Origin of the sequence: Chryseobacterium sp. POE27 (assembly GCF_039727685.1) — a bacterium.
In the GTDB taxonomy this organism is placed as follows: domain Bacteria; phylum Bacteroidota; class Bacteroidia; order Flavobacteriales; family Weeksellaceae; genus Chryseobacterium.
Genome location: NZ_CP152475.1, coordinates 2,583,554 through 2,601,604, shown reverse-complemented (window position 1 = coordinate 2,601,604; position 18,051 = coordinate 2,583,554). Strand labels below are relative to the sequence as shown.

At 38.6% G+C, this 18,051-nt stretch carries 12 protein-coding genes; 11 read left to right on the top strand and 1 reads right to left on the bottom strand.

Translation table 11 applies throughout. The features are described from left to right. Nucleotides 1-72 precede the first annotated feature (72 nt). Nucleotides 73-363, top strand: coding sequence for a hypothetical protein (locus AAHI02_RS12285; protein ID WP_346986618.1), 291 nt, complete (start codon nucleotides 73-75; stop codon nucleotides 361-363). Nucleotides 364-459: 96 nt separating this feature from the next. On the opposite strand, the gene AAHI02_RS12280 is transcribed toward AAHI02_RS12285, so the two are convergent. Next, nucleotides 460-1,329, bottom strand: coding sequence for an AraC family transcriptional regulator (locus AAHI02_RS12280; protein WP_346983489.1), 870 nt, complete (start codon nucleotides 1,327-1,329; stop codon nucleotides 460-462). Between the two features lie 155 nt (nucleotides 1,330-1,484). Here AAHI02_RS12280 and AAHI02_RS12275 point away from each other — a divergent pair, with 155 nt between their 5' ends. The 10 genes from AAHI02_RS12275 (at nucleotide 1,485) to AAHI02_RS12230 (ending at nucleotide 18,030) form a co-directional block, all read left to right on the top strand. Next, a complete protein-coding gene (locus AAHI02_RS12275; protein ID WP_346983488.1) occupies nucleotides 1,485-3,512 on the top strand; it encodes a T9SS type A sorting domain-containing protein in 2,028 nt (675 codons plus the stop codon). A gap of 237 nt (nucleotides 3,513-3,749) precedes the next feature. Beyond that, nucleotides 3,750-4,727 (top strand): hypothetical protein, encoded by a 978-nt coding sequence (locus AAHI02_RS12270; protein WP_346983487.1) that lies wholly within the window; start codon nucleotides 3,750-3,752, stop codon nucleotides 4,725-4,727. Beyond that, nucleotides 4,672-6,588: an alpha-amylase family glycosyl hydrolase gene (locus tag AAHI02_RS12265; protein WP_346983486.1), complete on the top strand. Its 1,917-nt coding sequence runs from the start codon at nucleotides 4,672-4,674 to the stop codon at nucleotides 6,586-6,588. The genes AAHI02_RS12270 and AAHI02_RS12265 overlap by 56 nt, the downstream gene beginning before the upstream one ends. Nucleotides 6,589-6,727: 139 nt before the next feature. Next, a complete protein-coding gene (prfA, locus tag AAHI02_RS12260; RefSeq protein ID WP_089858019.1) occupies nucleotides 6,728-7,813 on the top strand; it encodes a peptide chain release factor 1 in 1,086 nt (361 codons plus the stop codon). Between the two features lie 119 nt (nucleotides 7,814-7,932). Further along, complete coding sequence (locus tag AAHI02_RS12255; RefSeq protein ID WP_346983485.1) at nucleotides 7,933-10,041, top strand: prolyl oligopeptidase family serine peptidase; 2,109 nt, start codon at nucleotides 7,933-7,935, stop codon at nucleotides 10,039-10,041. 106 nt (nucleotides 10,042-10,147) lie between these two features. Next, the gene (locus AAHI02_RS12250) at nucleotides 10,148-11,641 is read left to right on the top strand and encodes a reprolysin-like metallopeptidase (RefSeq protein ID WP_346983484.1); all 1,494 of its coding nucleotides are present in this window, start codon (nucleotides 10,148-10,150) and stop codon (nucleotides 11,639-11,641) included. Beyond that, nucleotides 11,523-13,166: a T9SS type A sorting domain-containing protein gene (locus AAHI02_RS12245; protein ID WP_346986617.1), complete on the top strand. Its 1,644-nt coding sequence runs from the start codon at nucleotides 11,523-11,525 to the stop codon at nucleotides 13,164-13,166. The genes AAHI02_RS12250 and AAHI02_RS12245 overlap by 119 nt, the downstream gene beginning before the upstream one ends. Before the next feature lie 129 nt (nucleotides 13,167-13,295). Continuing rightward, nucleotides 13,296-15,413 (top strand): methylmalonyl-CoA mutase, encoded by a 2,118-nt coding sequence (gene scpA, locus AAHI02_RS12240; RefSeq protein WP_346983483.1) that lies wholly within the window; start codon nucleotides 13,296-13,298, stop codon nucleotides 15,411-15,413. 61 nt (nucleotides 15,414-15,474) lie between these two features. Beyond that, nucleotides 15,475-15,975 (top strand): hypothetical protein, encoded by a 501-nt coding sequence (locus tag AAHI02_RS12235; protein ID WP_346983482.1) that lies wholly within the window; start codon nucleotides 15,475-15,477, stop codon nucleotides 15,973-15,975. 663 nt (nucleotides 15,976-16,638) lie between these two features. Further along, nucleotides 16,639-18,030, top strand: a complete 1,392-nt coding sequence (locus tag AAHI02_RS12230) for an RtcB family protein (RefSeq protein WP_346983481.1) — start codon at nucleotides 16,639-16,641, stop codon at nucleotides 18,028-18,030. The last annotated feature ends 21 nt before the right edge of the window (nucleotides 18,031-18,051 follow it).

Genomic DNA, 18,051 nt, shown 5'->3' with positions numbered 1-18,051 from the left:
AAATAGGGCGTATATCTTTTGTGTAAAAAAATAAAAAGTCCTATTTTTGCCTAAAATCTTTTAGAAATGATAATGATTTTATCAGCATTTTGGCCATTTTACCAGTTCCTTTGGACTGTATTCTTCATTATAATGTTCCTTGTAGGATTCTGGTGTATTTTTATGTTCTTCGGTTTTGTAATTCCTTTATGGTTAACGGAAGGCCTGAAAGAATATTTCGGTAAGGTGAAACCTTTTGATCCTGAAGAAGTAAGAAGCAAAATGGTTTTTGAGCAGGAAGGCGCAGAAGTAATCTACAATGAGCCTAAAGGTCATGGTCCATTCATTCACGATCATAGCCACGACAGCCACGGACATCATTAATTGATTGTCATTGTTTTCCCACATGAATTCCGGGAAAGCAATATCAAAGCAAAACAACATATATTAAAACCACTTATCTCGGTAAGTGGTTTTTATTTATTCATTCCTTAATTTTTCAGGAGAAATTCCAAATTTCTTTTTGAAAGCCCGCGTAAAATTCTGTACATATTCGTAGCCGCATTCTATTGCAATTTCTTTGATTAAAACTTCCTTGTTGATGATAAGTTTTTTAGCTTTCAGCATTCTTAATTCTGCAATATAATCATTGACGGTCATATGATATTGCGCCTTGAATTCTTTTCTGATCTTATTCTGATTGATACCAATCATATTACCGATTTCTTCCACTTTGATATTTTTGTGAAAATTTTCATCTACAAACTTTTTAATCATAAAAGGAATTTTAGGAGAGTCCTTCACTGTGTTTTTTTCACTGAACTGTTCGAAAATCAGCATTAAAAGTTTGATGATTTTTGCTTCAATGAATAATTTCTGCAGCATTCCTTTTTTAGAATAGCTTATAATTTCCTTTACAATCATATGCATTTCAACAGTCATATAAGGCGGAGTCTGCTTATGAAGAAAAATATAATTGTTCCGTGTGAGATTCTCCAAAATATCTTCACTTTCTGTATTTGAAACAGGGTTAATAAGGTTAAAAATATAATCATACATGATTTCAATCTGCATATATTTCAGAGGATCATTGTTTTCTGTCCATAGTTCTGCCATGCTTTCATCGTGGGAATAATGGAGTACATATTGATTTTTTTTAAATAAGAAATTAGTTCCGCAATCCTGTGCCTCAAGATTGATATTGGAGCTCAATAAAAAAAGTAAATTAAAACTTGACCGGCTCTCTATCATGTCAATTCTTGAAAATTTTTCATTCACTGAGCCTTTCTGAAACAAAATTTTGATGGCTTCCGAGCTGAATAATACTTCTTTAGATGGCAGATTCTTCATGATGGTACAATTGGATAAGCTAAATATCAGATAACAAAAAGTTCGGAAATGATAACTTTAGACTGAACTTCTGGACTAATTTTGCGCAAAATTAATTATAATTTAGAATAAATAAAAATAATAATCTGTTATGTGTAGAAAAATATTTTTTTAGAATGTTTAATCTCTGCTGCGCATTATTTTCCTTAATTTCGGTTGGTGCATACGCTCAACAATGGGAAAATGTAGGTGGTTTGTCAACTGTTTCCGCTGGGGGCAGCAGTTTTAATAATCTGGTAATAAGCAATGGGAAATATTATGTTTCTTACTACGATACTTCCGTTGCAAAAGGTTCTGTACAGGCTTTTGATGGAAATTCATGGTCGTATGTCGGGGGTAGTCCGGGAATTACGAATAGCTATGCAACTTATAATTCTTTATCATCGGCACCAAATGGAAATATATACTATACCAATCAGGGCAGTGGCCTGGAAGTCCGACAGTTTGATGGATCTGCATGGACACAGCTGCCAAGTGCTACAACGTCTGCGATTAATTACCATGCTTCGGCAGTTTCGGCTTCAAATATTCTGTTTACTTATTCTACAGATAGTTCAGGGATGGTAAGACGATATGTCAACGGTACGTGGGAGCAGGTCGGAAATGCAGGATTTTCCAACGGAGCTACTTTTGCTGAAATGGTGATCGGGACAAACAATAAAGTTTATACCTGTAATGTTTCCGGTGGAGTGCGGGTTTATGAGAATACAATAACCGCAACAACTTCAGACAATTGGATGTTGCTAGGAGGAAGTATTGTGGATGCAGCCTCTTCAAGCGAACAATATAATTCTGATATCGCAATTGATGGCAGCAATAATCTGTACGTTGCTTACGTTTCCAATTCGACAAACGGACAGAAACTGAATGTGAAAAAGTTCAACGGAACAAGCTGGACACAATTGGGAAATGCCAACTTTTCAGAGGGAAAGGTTCAACATGTGGCAATTGCCGTGAGTGCATCAGGAAATCCTTATGTTGTGGCAAGCCGTTGGGAAAATGATGATTTTTTAAAGAATAAGGTTTATCACTTAAACGCTTCATCCCAAACGTGGGAGGCGCTTGGCGGAAGTTTTATTTCAGACGGGCAGGCTACTTATAATGATCTTGCTTTTGATAATTTTAATAATGCTCTTGTGCTGGTATATTCCCAAAATGGAACAAAGGTGAAAAGATTTTCCCTAAATCCAGTTTGTAATAATACAGATCCGGGAACCAATACGGGTGATCTGGGTTGCGTTAAATTTACCTATAACGGGCAGAATGTAAGTTATACAACAGTAAGAGGTGCCGACGGAAAAATATGGCTACAGCAGAATTTGGGCAGTTCCCGGGTGGCAACGGCTTTAGATGATACAAGTGCGTATGGAGATCTTTTCCAGTGGGGAAGATGGGACGACGGACATCAGTTGAGAAATTCCGCCACCACGACAGCTCCTTCTGCGAATTCGCCTGACGGACTTTCAGGAATCGGTTCTTTTATTTTAGGATCAGGTTCTGCTTCATGGTGGGCTACCAACGCCACCAGTGATGCCTGGAATGCTGCCTCGTTATCTGATATGACATCTGCTGTCGGAATAGATCCTTGCAAAGCTGTCGGACAAGGCTGGAGACTTCCTACTCCCGCAGAATGGACAGCACTGGTAGCCGTCGAAGGAATAGCAAATCCCGCTACGGCATATGCAAGTTATCTTAAATTACCCGCAGCAGGATACAGAAGCAATACAACCGGCGGATTTACCTATGAAGGAACAAGAGGCTATTATTGGAGCTCGGGGACAGCCAACAGCGGAGGAAAATACCTTTACATAGGATCATCTATTGCTAATCCCGGATCAGGCGCTCCCAGAGGACAGGGAGAATCAGTGAGATGTATAAAAGATTTTTCAGGTCTGGCAACATCCGATATCCGTCTTACTGTAAATTCAGTCGGATTCTATCCTAATCCTACGAAAGGAATAGTTAATATCAAAGCGGATTCTTCGATTGAAGCGATAAAGGTTACCAATGTCGTTGGGCAACAAATCAATATTCGTTTTTCTCAAAATCTGTTGGATATGAATGGACTTCCTAATGGTTTGTATATAATAGAATTGAAGCTAAAAAACGGACAGTCAGTCTCTAAAAAAATAATAAAAAATTAGGTTAAATAATTTTGCCTGATTATTAATATCAAATAGTTCATTCAATTACATTGAGAATCCGGCGCGGGACGAAGTCCCGCGCCGGATTCTGTTTTTATAAAATATAGTTAACCAAAACGTTTATATTGAAATACATTTTCAATCTGTTGCATAATATTCTAATACGTTAAAATTGATCTTAACAAGTCAACTTCTCTAAAAATAAATTACTTTAGTATTATCAATTAAAAAATATTTATGAAGAAACTTTATTCTGGTATTTTATTGCTTATGATAGCTATAATATCAGGTCAGATAAGCTATACCATTACTCCAAATCCTTTTAATGAAACGGATGCCATAACTTTAACTATTCCCGGAAGCCAGATTGACGAATCGGCCTGGGGCATTTCAAACAATGCGGTCTACTTTTGGTCGTGGTCGCTGGATGCCAATTATCAGAATAGTCAGGATTGCCCTACCAATGGCAGCTGGAACAACTCCAACGAGCTGAATAAGTTTAATTATAATTCCACTGCCGACACCTATTCTTTATCGTTTACGCCAACGGCGTTTTATGGCAGAACCGGCATCGGAAGATTCGGCTTTTTGTTGAAGGATAAAACAGGAGCGCATCAGACTACAGATGTTTTGGTAAACGTAGGAATTCTGAATATCAGTATGACTAATCCTGCGGCAAACAGTCTTACGTCAGTACCTTCAGGAAATTCTATTAATATTGCCGCTACGGCAAATGTTAATGCAACATTTCAGCTCAAGGCTAACGGATCCGTAATAAATACGACTTCTACACCTTCAACCTCTTATTCTTACAGCTACACGGTAACCGGAGATGCCAATATGGAACTCATCGCTACAGATGCTAATTCAAATGCAAAAAATGCGACATTCATTCTTCAGGTTCCCCGTAATGTGGTTTCTGAAGCCATTCCAAGCTGGATCCGACAGGGAATAAATTATCATCCTACAGACCAGACAAAAGTGGGATTGGCATTGTATGCGCCATTCAAAAATTTCGTTCACGTTATCGGAAGTTTTAATAACTGGACGGTAAATGATACTTATCTCATGAAAAGGGATACCGCCAATCCGGATCTGTACTGGATTGAATTGAGTGGTCTTACTCCTCAACAATTATATACTTTCCAATACCGAACCAATGATCTTAAAAAAAGTTGCCGATCCGTATTCTCCGCAGATTCTGTCTTCTTATGATGATCAGTGGATTTCATCTTCAACCTACCCTAATTTACCGGTATTTCCGGCAGGACAAGGTTTTGAAGTTTCTATGTTTAAAACGGGGCAGACTCCTTACAATTGGCAGGTTGCCAATTTTCAGCGACCTGCAAAGGATAATCTCGTAGTTTACGAATTGTTGCTGAGAGATTTTACTCAGGAAAAAAACTGGCAGTCATTAATTAATAAAATAAATTATTTGAAAGGCTTAAATATTAATGCTGTTGAACTAATGCCTATCATGGAATTCGAAGGAAATCTTTCGTGGGGCTATAATACATCATTCCATTATGCTTTAGACAAAGCTTACGGAACTCCGGAAAAGTTTAAAGAATTCGTTGATCTTTGCCATCAGAACGGTATTGCTGTTATTTTAGATGTTGCTTTTAATCACGCAACAGGTCGTTCACCATTAGTAAGGCTGTGGAATGTAGATCCGGATAATGACGGCTATGGCGACGTTGCCTCTAATAATCCATATTTCAATACAGTACCAAAACATTCATATAACGTATTCAATGATTTCAACCATACAAGTTCCTCAACTAAATATTACGTTGAAAGGTGTCTTCAACAATGGCTTACCGAATATCATATCGACGGTTTCCGCTGGGATCTTACCAAAGGATTTACCCAAAGCTGCTCTGAAAATGATGAAACCTGTACCAATGCCTACCAGCAGGACAGAGTAGATATTTTAAAATATTATGCAGACCGACAATGGGCAATAGATCCAAATTCTTATATGATTTTTGAGCATCTGGGAACAGATGCAGAAGAGCAGCAGTGGGCAAATTACAGGATCGCAGAAGGAAAAGGTGTCTTGCTATGGAATAAGCAGACAGATCCTTACAACCAAAATACGATGGGATACAAGGATAACAGCAATTATGACAGGATGAATCATTCACTTCACGGTTTTACCAATATGTCGGCGGTTGGTTATGGCGAAAGTCATGATGAAGAACGATTGATGTTTAAAAATCTGTCCTATGGCGCAGTAAACGGAAGCTACGATGTGAAAAATCTTAATACGGCTTTAGATAGGATGAAAACTTTTGGGGCAACATTTTTTACCATTCCCGGACCAAAAATGATATGGCAGTTTGGTGAGCTGGGCTATGAATTCAGCATCAACAGATGCAGTGACGGATCAATTAATCCGGGTTGCAGAACCGATGAAAAACCAATTGCATTTAACCTGGGCTATGATACTAATGTAAACAGAAAAGACATTTACGATACATGGGCTAAAATTATCAATATTAGAAATACATATCCGGTTTTCAGGTCAAAAACCTACACTATAGAATCAAACAATCTTACAAATGATCCGAATGGGCTTATCACAAGGATCTATGTGTACGACAATACCATTACAAACGGAGTGAAAAACATTGTTGTACTTGCGAATTATACCACCGCTGTTCAAAGTGTGGTTCCTTATTTCCCGTATACCGGACAGTGGCAGAACCTTATGGATACTACGGTTTCAAATGTTACTTCTACAACCGCGGCAATCACATTGCAGCCTGGAGAGTTCAGGATTTTTGGAAACTACGCAGGAAGTTTGTCAACGGCTGATGAAAATGCAGCGTCAAGATTGTCTTTACAGGTTGCAGACAATCCTGTGAAAAATAATATCGCAAAATTAATCTATCATAAAGCTAAAAACGGAGAAATCACCATCTATGAAATGAGTGGCAAAAAGCTTGATCGCTTTAAACTTAAAAATGAAGATGGAACCTATGAATTAAGAATAATCTATCCGCCGGGAACATATCTTATTCATTTAACATCTGATTCAGGAGTTGCCATCCAGAAAATGATCGTAAAATAATACTTAGGCCGCTTTTCAGCGGCCTTTTTTTATGCGAAATAATAATTTATTCATCAGCCGGCAATTATACGTCAGTCATTTCATTCTAAATTAGCACATCTACAAATCAATCCGTATCTTTGCCAACTAAATTTTTACTATGTCTAAGAGTTTAATTCCAAAATTAGAAGCTATAAAACAAAGATATAATGAGGTGGCAGACCTTATTATTCAACCTGATGTTATTTCGGATCAGAAAAGATATTCTTCTCTGAACAAAGAATATAGTGATTTGGGGAAAATTGTGAGAGTTTACGATCAATATAAAGGCGCTTTGGATACGATTGAAGAATCCGACGAGATCATTGCTGACGGGTCCGACAAAGATTTTGTGGAACTAGCAAAAATTGAGAAAAACGAAGCTTTGGAAAAAATTCCCGGCCTGGAAGAAGAATTAAAAGTATTGTTGATTCCTAAAGATCCGGCAGATGATAAAAACGTTATTGTGGAACTTCGTGCCGGAACCGGTGGTGATGAAGCTGCGATTTTCGTAGAAGATATCTACAGAATGTATTCTATGTATTTCAAAACAAAAGGATGGAGACATGAAGTGACAGATTCTAACGAAGCGGCAAAAGGCTACAAGGAACTGATCATGAAAGTGGAAGGAGAAGGCGTGTACGGAATCATGAAATTTGAATCCGGAGTGCATCGTGTGCAGCGTGTTCCTGAAACCGAATCTCAAGGCAGGGTTCACACTTCCGCCATTACGGTAGCGGTCCTTCCGGAAGCCGAAGAGGTGGATTTCGAACTGAATCCTGCGGATATCGAAATGCAGACTTCCAGATCCGGAGGAGCAGGAGGGCAAAACGTGAACAAGGTTGAAACCAAAGTTCAGCTGACGCACAAACCTTCAGGATTGGTGGTGGTTTGTCAGCAGGCGCGTTCCCAGCTGGCTAACCGTGAATTGGCAATGGAAATGCTGAGAACCAAACTCTACGATATCGAGCTTCAGAAAGTTCAGGGCGATATTGCTGCCCAGCGTAAGTCGATGGTTTCCACGGGAGACCGTTCGGCAAAGATTAAAACCTATAATTATCCGCAGGGAAGGGTTACAGATCACCGAATCAACAAATCCATGTACAACCTGGATGCCTACATGAACGGAGATATTTCTGAAATGATCGATGCCGTGATCATGGCAGAAAACGCCGAAAAAATGAAAGGCGAAGAAGAAAATTTATAAAATCTTTATCATAAAATCTTTGTAAAGTCTCCGGGGAACCGGAGATTTTTGTTTTTAAATAAATATTCTGCTGCGAGGTATTTCATTTAGTTTCCTTATTTTTGGGAAAATAGCTTAATATGAAATTCAGACCAATATTACTAACCGCCGGAGTCTTGTTTTCGGCAACATTGTACTCACAAAAAATGATGTATCCCAAAGCCTTAAAAGGAAATCAGACCGATAATTATTTCGGAACTGCTGTGGCAGACCCATTCAGAGATCTTGAAAATGATTCCGAAGCCACCAGAAAATGGGTCGATGAAGAAGTGAAGCATAGCCAGGATTACCTTGCAAAAATTCCTTTCAGAGAAGAAATCAGAAAACAGCTCACCGATATCTGGAACTACGAAAAAATTTCGGCTCCTTTCAAAGAAGGCGATTATACGTATTATTACAAAAATAACGGACTACAGGCACAATCTGTTCTGTACAGAACCAACAACAAAACAAAAGCAACAGAAGTCTTTTTAGATCCGAATAAATTTTCTGAAAAAGGAACAACTTCACTTTCTCAGTTATCTTTTAATAAAAAAAGAAATCTGGCCGCTTATTCTATTTCAGAAGGAGGAAGCGACTGGAACAAGATCATCATCATCGATGCCTTATCCAAAAAACAGATCGATGAAACGCTGGTAGATGTAAAGTTCAGCGGAATTTCGTGGCAGGGTGATGAAGGCTTCTATTATTCGAGCTACGACAAACCGAAAGAGGGAACCGTACTCTCCGGAATGACAGATAAACACAAAGTATATTTCCATAAATTAGGAACCAAACAATCGGAAGACCAGTTGATTTTCGGAGGCGATAAAACACCGAGAAGATATCTTGGAGCCGGCGTGTCTGAAGATCAGCGCTATCTGATTATTTCCGCGGCGAATGCCACCAACGGAAATGAACTCTACATAAAAGACCTTAAAAACGGCGGTGACTTTATTCAGATCAATAAAGGTTTTGATATCAACGTCGATATCGTAGATACACAAGGAGACGATTTATATATTTTTACAGATAAAGATGCACCGAATATGCGTCTCGTAAAAACAACCATTAAAAATCCTTCTCCGGAAACATGGAAAGATGTAATTTCTGAAACGGAAAATGTGTTGGGAATTACAACCGGCGGCGGATATTTCTTTGCTACCTACATGGTGGATGCGATTGATAAAGTTAAACAATATGACAGAGCCGGAAAACTCATCCGTGAAATAGCGCTTCCGGGTAAGGGAAATGTTTCAGGTTTCGGAGGAAAAGAGGATGAGAAAGAACTGTATTTTTCTTTTACCAACTATATTACGCCGGGGACAACCTATAAATTCAGTGCAGATTCCGGAAAGTCGGAGGTATATCAGAAGCCGAAGGTGAAATTTAATCCTGAAGATTATGTTTCAGAGCAGGTGTTTTACACTTCAAAAGACGGCACAAAAATTCCGATGATGATTAACTATAAAAAAGGGACAAAGCTCGATGGTAAAAATCCTACCATTTTATATTCTTACGGAGGTTTTAATATCAGTTTGCAGCCCGCTTTCTCTGTAGTGAATGCCATCTGGATGGAAAATGGCGGGATCTATGCCGTTCCGAACATCCGTGGCGGTGGTGAATATGGAAAAAAATGGCACGATGCCGGGACAAAAATGAATAAGAAAAATGTATTCAATGATTTCATTACTGCCGGAGAATATTTACAGCAGAAAGGGTACACTTCCAAACAGTTTATGGCTCTTTCGGGAAGATCAAATGGCGGACTGCTGGTAGGGGCAACAATGACGATGCGTCCCGACCTGGCAAGAGTGGCTTTCCCGGGAGTTGGCGTTCTGGATATGTTGAGGTATAATAAATTTACTGCCGGAGCAGGCTGGTCTTACGATTACGGAACCGCTGAAGACAGCAAAGAGATGTTTGAGTATTTAAAATCCTATTCTCCAGTTCATAATGTAAAAGCCGGAACATGCTATCCTTCCACGATGATCATCACCAGCGATCATGATGACAGGGTGGTTCCTGCGCATTCTTTCAAATTCGGTGCTGAGCTTCAGGAAAAGCAGGCATGCGATCATCCGATTCTTTTAAGGATTGAAAAAAATGCAGGTCACGGAGCAGGAAGATCTACAGATCAGGTAATCGGAGAAAACGCAGACTTGATTTCTTTCGCTTTATTTGAAATGGGGATAAAAAATTTAAAGTAAAAAGATTAAAAAATTATAAAAACGGATGTTTTTTTTTAAAGTGTTCGTTTTTTTTTTGGTAAAAATTTTACAAATATTTAATTTAGACAATTAATTAATTACGAACATGAAATCTAAAGCTTTACTTATTTGCTCATTCATAAGTCTCAGCACTTGTGTTTTTGCACAAAAATGGGAACCTGCATCACTGAAATTTTCAGAAATAAGAAAAGGAGTGGATGTAAGGTACTCTTACACATTTGATATTGCTGAGTTACGAAATATGCTGCTGAATGCAGTAGAAACTGGAAATGGTGCTAAACCGGTGATCATTTCCCTGCCCACAGCGGAAGGGAAAATTGAGAAATTTGCTGTTTATAGCAATCCTGTTATTGAAAAATCAATGGCGGACAGGTATCAGTTAGGCTCTTATGTAGGAGTAGGAGTTGATGACCCTTCAAAGTATCTGAGATTTAGTACTTCTCCAACTGAAATTCAATCCATGATTATTAAGGATGGTGCATTTCAGTTTATAGAGCCTATCAGCATTGATAAAAAAACCTATGGTGTATTCTATAAAACGAAGAGAACGAAAAGCGACAACGGCTTTGAATGTACTACTGATGAAAAGAATGTCAAAGACATTAAAGTATTAGAAAAAAACGGAAAAAATAGCCTGTCTAATGTAGGAATTACCAACAGGCCTGCTACTACAAAATATAGAACCTACAGGCTGGCATTATCAACTACAGGTGAATACACGAAGAAATTTGACCCTTCCGGAGGAATCACAAACACCGTGATACAAATGAATGCTACGATGACTCGTGTAAATGGTGTGTTTGAAAAAGAATTCGGAATTAAATTAATTATTCAGGATTTGCCAAATATCATCTTCACAGATCCCACTTCAGATCCCTATACAAATAATTTAAATTTACAATTACAACAGACATTAACGTCAGTGGTAGGCAATGCTAATTATGACATGGGACACGTATTTAATGCTTCAGGTGGTAATGGTAATGCTGGATCTATTGGTTCAACATGTGTAAATCCAGCAACATCTACTTCTTTGGCTAAAGGTTCTGCTTTTACTCAAAATACAGATCCTACAGGAGATCTTTTTGATATTGATTATGTTGCTCACGAAATGGGGCATCAATTAGGAGCTAATCATACCTTCTCTCACGTTTCTGAAGGGTCGGGAGTAAATGTGGAACCGGGAGGCGGAACAACTATCATGGGATATGCAGGAATTACCGGAGATAATGTACAGGATTATACTGATGCTTATTTTCACTATTCCTCAATCAATCAGATATTAAACAGCTTAGATAGCAAGACATCTTGTGGAACATCAGAAACGATTACAACAAATGTTCCTCCGGTAATTTCTCCTCTTACGGCTTATACTATTCCTAAAGGGACTGCTTACTATTTGGAAGCATCCGCTACAGATACTAATCCAATTAAATATGCGTGGGAACAGTACGACAGTGTTGATTCTTATAATTCCATTTCCGGGGATAGCGGATGGGGCTACAATGCTCAGGGGGGCTATAGCGAGATCATATTTCGGAACAACCAGCGGAAGAAGATATTTCCCAAGTCTCCCTAGTGTGATGGCGGGTAATCTGACAGATAAAGTAAAATGGGAAACCGTTTCATATATTCCTAGAACACTCAACTATGCAGTTACAGTGAGAGATGAAAATACTACCAGGCCATTGCTTATTTCATCCGAAACTACCGTTACTGTTGGTGGTGATGGGCCGTTTAAGTTTTCGGGCCTTACGCCTTCTACCATTTTGTATAATAATGCATCTAACACTATAACTTGGGATGTGGCTAGTACTAATACAGCCCCATATAACGTAGCCAATGTAAAAATTGAATATACAACCGATCTTGTAAATGGAACAACGTGGACAGAGTTGGTTGCTTCAACCCCAAATACCGGAAGCTATACTTTGCAAATGCCTTCCAGCTTAACGGGTGCAGTCAAACTTAAGATTTCTGCTATTGGAAATATATTCTATGCTGTTTCTCCTCAAGTAACTATTGGTACTGCTCCAACATCAACTTCCGCAGCTCCGACAGGTGTAGCAGCATTAGGCACTGAAATAATGAAAACAACAGCAAGACTGTCATGGAACAATGTGCCTGGAGCAACGTATTCAATACAATATAGAAAAATAGGACAGACCAACTGGTCTAATACGACAAGTACTATAAACTCTGTTTTGCTAACAGGACTTGAGGATGAGTCTGATTATGAAGCTCAGGTCGCAACTGTAGTTAATACTGTGGTTGGAACTTATTCCCCAAATTACACTTTTAAAACGAAAGGATTGAAAACGGGGGTGGATTACTGCTTAATGACTACCGGAGGAAATAGTTTTGCCAGTTTCTCCTACAATAGTGGTTTGGCGCAATTTATTTTAAGCAATTTAACCTATTCAGAGTTGTATTATAGTACCATTTTTAGTACTTATAGAGATTTTACTGAAGATGCAAGCAAATTGATTAACTTAACGAAAGGAACGCAATACACTTTTTCTTACTTTAATGTAGGAACCACAGCTTCAACATATAATGATAATATGGAAGTATGGATTGATTATAATAGAAATGGTGTTTTTGAGGCTTCTGAAAAAGTGGGTTCTGTAAGTACAGATCCGCCGGCAAGTGGTCAATACACAGGGTCATTTACATTTACTATTCCTGCTACAGCTTATTCAGGAGATAAACTTTTACGAATGAGAGTTGCCAATACGTTCTTTAATACAGCTTCAAGCCCTTGTGGTAGTCCTTCTGTTCCGGTAAGTGGTGGTGGAGTTATTTCACAGGGGTCTTTTAAGGATTTTTCTGTTAGAATTTCTGATTCAAACCTTGCGGTTAGCGAAACAAAAGATTTGAAATCTGAAATTTCTATCTATCCAAATCCAGCCGATACATTTGTTGAAATCAAAAATCTAAAAGGAAATGCAGACTATAAAATCTACAGTGCGGATGGAAGATTGGTTCAGTCAGGTAAGATTGATAATCAAAGAATTAATGTATCAGAACTGATAAAAGGAGTGTATATAATCACCATTAAAGATGATTCTAAAACATATACAACTAAACTGATTAAGAAATAGTAAAATTTAATCTTACATTTTAACAGTCCCGGGCGTTCGTCCGGGACTGTTATTTGTTGACGAACAGTTGTTTATGAAAGTTTTCTCTTTCATTTAAAAAAATTAACTTTACACAACAAAAATATTGAAATGCGAAAAACAATTTCTGTTAAAAAGCCGGATTTTAACATATCATTAAAGAATACTGAAATCTACAGTTTCGAAAAAGACGGATTACAATTAAAATCCTCTTACCGGGCAGAAGACGTTAAAGATAAAGATCTAACACACACGACTCCCGGAATCGAACCTTATTTAAGAGGCCCCTATTCTACGATGTATGTGCAGAAGCCTTGGACGATTCGTCAGTATGCCGGGTTTTCTACGGCAGAAGAATCCAATGCTTTTTACAGGAGAAATCTGGCGGCCGGACAAAAAGGACTTTCTGTGGCGTTCGATCTCGCAACACACAGAGGATACGATTCAGACCATGCAAGAGTGGTTGGTGACGTGGGAAAAGCAGGAGTAGCTATTGATTCTGTTGAGGATATGAAGATTTTATTTAATGAAATTCCATTAGATCAGATTTCGGTTTCCATGACGATGAACGGGGCTGTTTTGCCTATTTTATCTTTCTATATTGTAGCTGCAGAAGAGCAGGGTGTCTCACAGGAATTACTTTCAGGGACGATTCAGAATGATATTTTGAAAGAATTCATGGTAAGAAATACTTACATTTATCCGCCGGCACCTTCCATGAAGATTATTGCAGATATTTTTGAATACACTTCTCAGAATATTCCGAAATTTAATTCCATTTCAATTTCAGGATATCACATGCAGGAGGCTGGTGCAACACCTGTACTGGAAATGGCTTACACGCTTGCAGACGGATTAGAATACGTAAGAACCGGAATAAAAGCAGGTATGAATGTCGACGATTTTGCACCTAGATTATCATTTTTCTGGGCTATCGGGATGAATCACTTCATGGAAATTGCTAAAATGCGTGCGGCAAGATATATTTGGGCAACACTTTTAAAACAGTTTGATCCACAAAATCCGAAGTCTTTAGCCTTAAGAACTCATTCACAAACTTCCGGCTGGTCGTTAACCGAACAGGAACCTTTCAATAATATTACCAGAACAGCGATTGAGGCATTATCTTCAGCATTGGGAGGGACTCAGTCTCTTCATACGAATGCGTTAGATGAAGCCATTGCGCTTCCAACAGATTATTCTGCAAAAATTGCAAGAAATACTCAGATTATTCTTCAGCAGGAAAGCGGAATTTGTGATGTGGTCGATCCTATGGGAGGAAGTAACTTGGTAGAAAGTCTTACTCAGCAGATGATCGAAGAAGCCATGAAATATATCGATGAGGTAGAACAGGAAGGCGGAATGACAAAAGCCATCGAAGCCGGAATCCCGAAAATGAGAATTGAAGAAGCCGCAGCGAAAAAACAGGCGAAAATTGACAGTGGTGAAGAATTCATTATCGGAGTTAATTCATTTAAATCAGCCTTAAAACAAGAAGCAATTGAAATCTTAGATATCGACAATACGGAAGTTCGCAGAAAGCAGATCGAAAGATTAAACAAAATAAAAGAAGAAAGAAATCCTGAAGCCGTTGAAGAAATTCTAAATGAAATCCGGGAATCTGCAAAAACAGGAAAAGGAAACCTTTTGGCATTATGTATAGAAGCGGCACGCAGAAGGGTAACACTTGGTGAAATGAGCGACGCCATGGAGGAAAGCTTCGGAAGATATAAAGCTAACATCAGAACAATCTCAGGAGTATATGCCATGAATGCCGGGAAAAATGAATATTTTGAAAAAGCCTTAAACCTTACTCAAAAATTTGAAGAAGAAGAAGGACGTCGCCCAAGATTGATGGTCGCCAAAATGGGACAGGACGGTCATGACAGAGGGGCGAAAGTCGTAGCAACAGCATTTGCAGATATGGGATTTGATGTGGATGTTGCACCATTGTTTCAGACTCCGGGAGAAGTGGCGAAGCAGGCTGTAGAAAATGATATTCACATTCTGGGGGTTTCTTCTCTGGCAGCCGGACACAAAACATTGGTTCCGCAGGTTGTGGAAGAATTGAAAAAACTCGGTGCCGATGATATCACGATCGTCGTTGGAGGGGTAATTCCGCAACAGGATTATGAATTTTTATATGCCAACGGAGCCGACTTTATCTTTGGACCCGGAACCAATCTTCCTAAGTGTGCGGTGGATATTTTAGAAAAGTTTTTAAGTTAAATTAAAATTAAAAAAACAATAAGTTGCACAGCTTTTGTATGGGTTAATGAAAATTTTCATTATGGCTTATACAGTAGTTTCAGTATTTCCGGTGACTGTAGATACAGAGGAAATTAAAAAAGATTTAAAAGAAAACGGTTTCAACGAAGCCAATATTATTATTTCAAAATCAAGCGTAGAAAGTGGCTTGTCAACCGATCATTATCAGGAAGATGAGCAGACGAAAAGTTTTTTCGAATACACTTTTGCTCACGATGCAGAAATGTTAGATGCTTACCGTAAGCACAGCATCGGACGAAATAATGTCGTTGTTTATGCAGATAATCTCGAGCAGGCAACCATCGCAAAATCTATTTTAAATAAAAATGGTGCGTTAGAAGTTTTTAAAAAGCCTTCAGAAGATCAAAAAGATATTCCTGAAGGAATGACAGAAGAAGAATACAACGGAATCATCGCCAAAGCGAGACATAACATTTATTTCCTCGGTTCGGAAAGAGTATATCATTCAAATGAAGTGAGAGGAATGGATGATGATATGGATAGTCTCGGTTCAAAAGATTAATCAATTTCCAAAAATAAATAAGCCTGTCGGAGTTTTTCGGCAGGCTTTATTTTGTTTATATTTTCATGTAATTCTTTAATTTAGATTGTGTCTAAAGAAAATTATTTTATATTTGCATCTGAAAATCAAGTTTAACCATTAAAAAAACGAAGCAAAATGTTCAGATTTACTCAGAATTCTTCAGTAGGATTACCGCTTTTGGTGGTAAGGCTTCGTGGTTTGGTACATTCTTAGAATAACAGTATATGAAATATCAAAACCCGAAGTCGCAAGATTTCGGGTTTTTTATTGCGCAATATTTCAAACTCAAACAGTTTCCCCGAAATCGATTTATAAAATTCAGGAACTTTCTGAATAGCAGACAATTTTTTATTTGAAGCTATTTCCGGCTTTCCGCTATTACTCCTCGCTCGCCTTTCAGGCTCGCTGTGGGGTAGCCGCTGCAATCCGGGCTAGGAAAGTATCCGCTCTGTCATTCTGAAAGTAGCGAAGCGAATTGAAGAATCTCAATATTAAGATAGATTCTTTAAACCGTGTTCACAGACGTTTCAGTTTGTGTCAGGAATGGCAAACCAACCAACTAATATTTAGTTGGAAAGAATGTATGTGATGTATTAAAGTCTAATTTCTAATATCTCACATCTAAAGTCTAAAATAAAAACAATGGGAAATTTAAAACTTAAAGGAAAAGATATATTAAAAATAGGATATCCGAATAATCAGAGTGTAAACATCGCTTTGGAAGTTATGAAGAGAAATTTTGCAACAAAAAATATTCATCATGTGAAATCTCTTTTAAAGGAAATCCTGCAAAATCCGGAACAATTTGAAAAAGATTTAACCTTCGGACAAATTGCGGAAGCATTACTCTCATCAAAGAAAACGGAAAAAAGAATGCTGAATACCAGCCGCGCCTCTTTTCAGATCTTCGGAAGTCATATTTCCGATGAAGCAAAAAGCCAGCTGTACACCGCATTGAAACTTCCAATTTCAACACAGGGAGCTTTAATGCCTGATGCACATAGCGGCTACGGACTTCCGATCGGTGGAGTTCTTGCCGTAGAAAATGTCGTAATTCCTTATGGGGTAGGCATGGATATTGGCTGTAGAATGAGCCTCAGCATTTTGGATACACCGGTTTCATATCTCGACGGGGCCAAAGATAAGTACGAAAAAGCGCTTGCAGAACATACGAAATTCGGGATGTATGAAACGCATAAATCTCACGTCGAACATGAAATTTTTGACAGGGATACATTCGACATGATCCCGATCCTCAGAAGGTTAAAAGGAAAAGCCATCAAACAGATGGGAACTTCCGGAGGCGGAAATCATTTTGTAGAATTCGGAGAAGTGGAAATCACGGAAGAAGATGAGCAGATCGGCCTTCCGAAAGGTAAATATCTCGGAATCCTTTCGCACAGCGGTTCTCGCGGATTAGGGGCAGAAATTGCCCAGTATTATTCCAGGGTGGCTACGGAACAATGTCCACTGCCAAAAGAAGCACAAAATTTCGCCTGGCTGGATTTGAATACGCATCTGGGATTAGAATATTGGACTGCAATGAATCTTGCCGGAGATTACGCATCAGCCTGTCATGACGATATCCACAGAAGATTAGTGAAAGCGGTAGGAGGAAGAGTGAAGGCGAAAATTGAAAACCATCACAATTTCGCATGGAAAGAAATCCACAACGGAAAAGAAGTGATCATTCACCGGAAAGGAGCGACGCCTGCTCATGAAAACGAGCTGGGAATGATTCCTGGTTCTATGACCGCCAAAGGTTTCATTGTGCGTGGTAAAGGTAATCCGGATTCCCTGAATTCCGCCTCACACGGCGCAGGAAGAGAACATTCGCGGGGAGCATGCAGAAGCCTTTTTACGCAGAATGACATTAAGAAAGAACTGAAACTTAAAAATGTCACCCTAATCGGCGGAAATGCAGAAGAGGCTCCGATGGCATACAAAGATATCAACGAAGTCATGAGTGCACAAAGTGAACTGGTCGATATTCTGGGAACTTTCCAGCCGAGAATTGTACGGATGGATAAATAAAAAGTTGTTAGTTTTTGGTTG

What these genes read in the sequence shown, in the direction of transcription:
- AAHI02_RS12230 (WP_346983481.1), top strand. Translation starts at nt 16,639, where the DNA reads ATGGGAAATTTAAAACTTAAAGGAAAAGATATATTAAAAATAGGATAT.
- prfA (WP_089858019.1), top strand. Translation starts at nt 6,728, where the DNA reads ATGTCTAAGAGTTTAATTCCAAAATTAGAAGCTATAAAACAAAGATAT.
- AAHI02_RS12285 (WP_346986618.1), top strand. Translation starts at nt 73, where the DNA reads ATGATTTTATCAGCATTTTGGCCATTTTACCAGTTCCTTTGGACTGTA.
- AAHI02_RS12275 (WP_346983488.1), top strand. Translation starts at nt 1,485, where the DNA reads ATGTTTAATCTCTGCTGCGCATTATTTTCCTTAATTTCGGTTGGTGCA.
- AAHI02_RS12250 (WP_346983484.1), top strand. Translation starts at nt 10,148, where the DNA reads ATGAAATCTAAAGCTTTACTTATTTGCTCATTCATAAGTCTCAGCACT.
- AAHI02_RS12255 (WP_346983485.1), top strand. Translation starts at nt 7,933, where the DNA reads ATGAAATTCAGACCAATATTACTAACCGCCGGAGTCTTGTTTTCGGCA.
- AAHI02_RS12235 (WP_346983482.1), top strand. Translation starts at nt 15,475, where the DNA reads ATGGCTTATACAGTAGTTTCAGTATTTCCGGTGACTGTAGATACAGAG.
- AAHI02_RS12270 (WP_346983487.1), top strand. Translation starts at nt 3,750, where the DNA reads ATGAAGAAACTTTATTCTGGTATTTTATTGCTTATGATAGCTATAATA.
- AAHI02_RS12265 (WP_346983486.1), top strand. Translation starts at nt 4,672, where the DNA reads ATGATCTTAAAAAAAGTTGCCGATCCGTATTCTCCGCAGATTCTGTCT.
- scpA (WP_346983483.1), top strand. Translation starts at nt 13,296, where the DNA reads ATGCGAAAAACAATTTCTGTTAAAAAGCCGGATTTTAACATATCATTA.
- AAHI02_RS12280 (WP_346983489.1), bottom strand. Translation starts at nt 1,329, where the DNA reads ATGAAGAATCTGCCATCTAAAGAAGTATTATTCAGCTCGGAAGCCATC.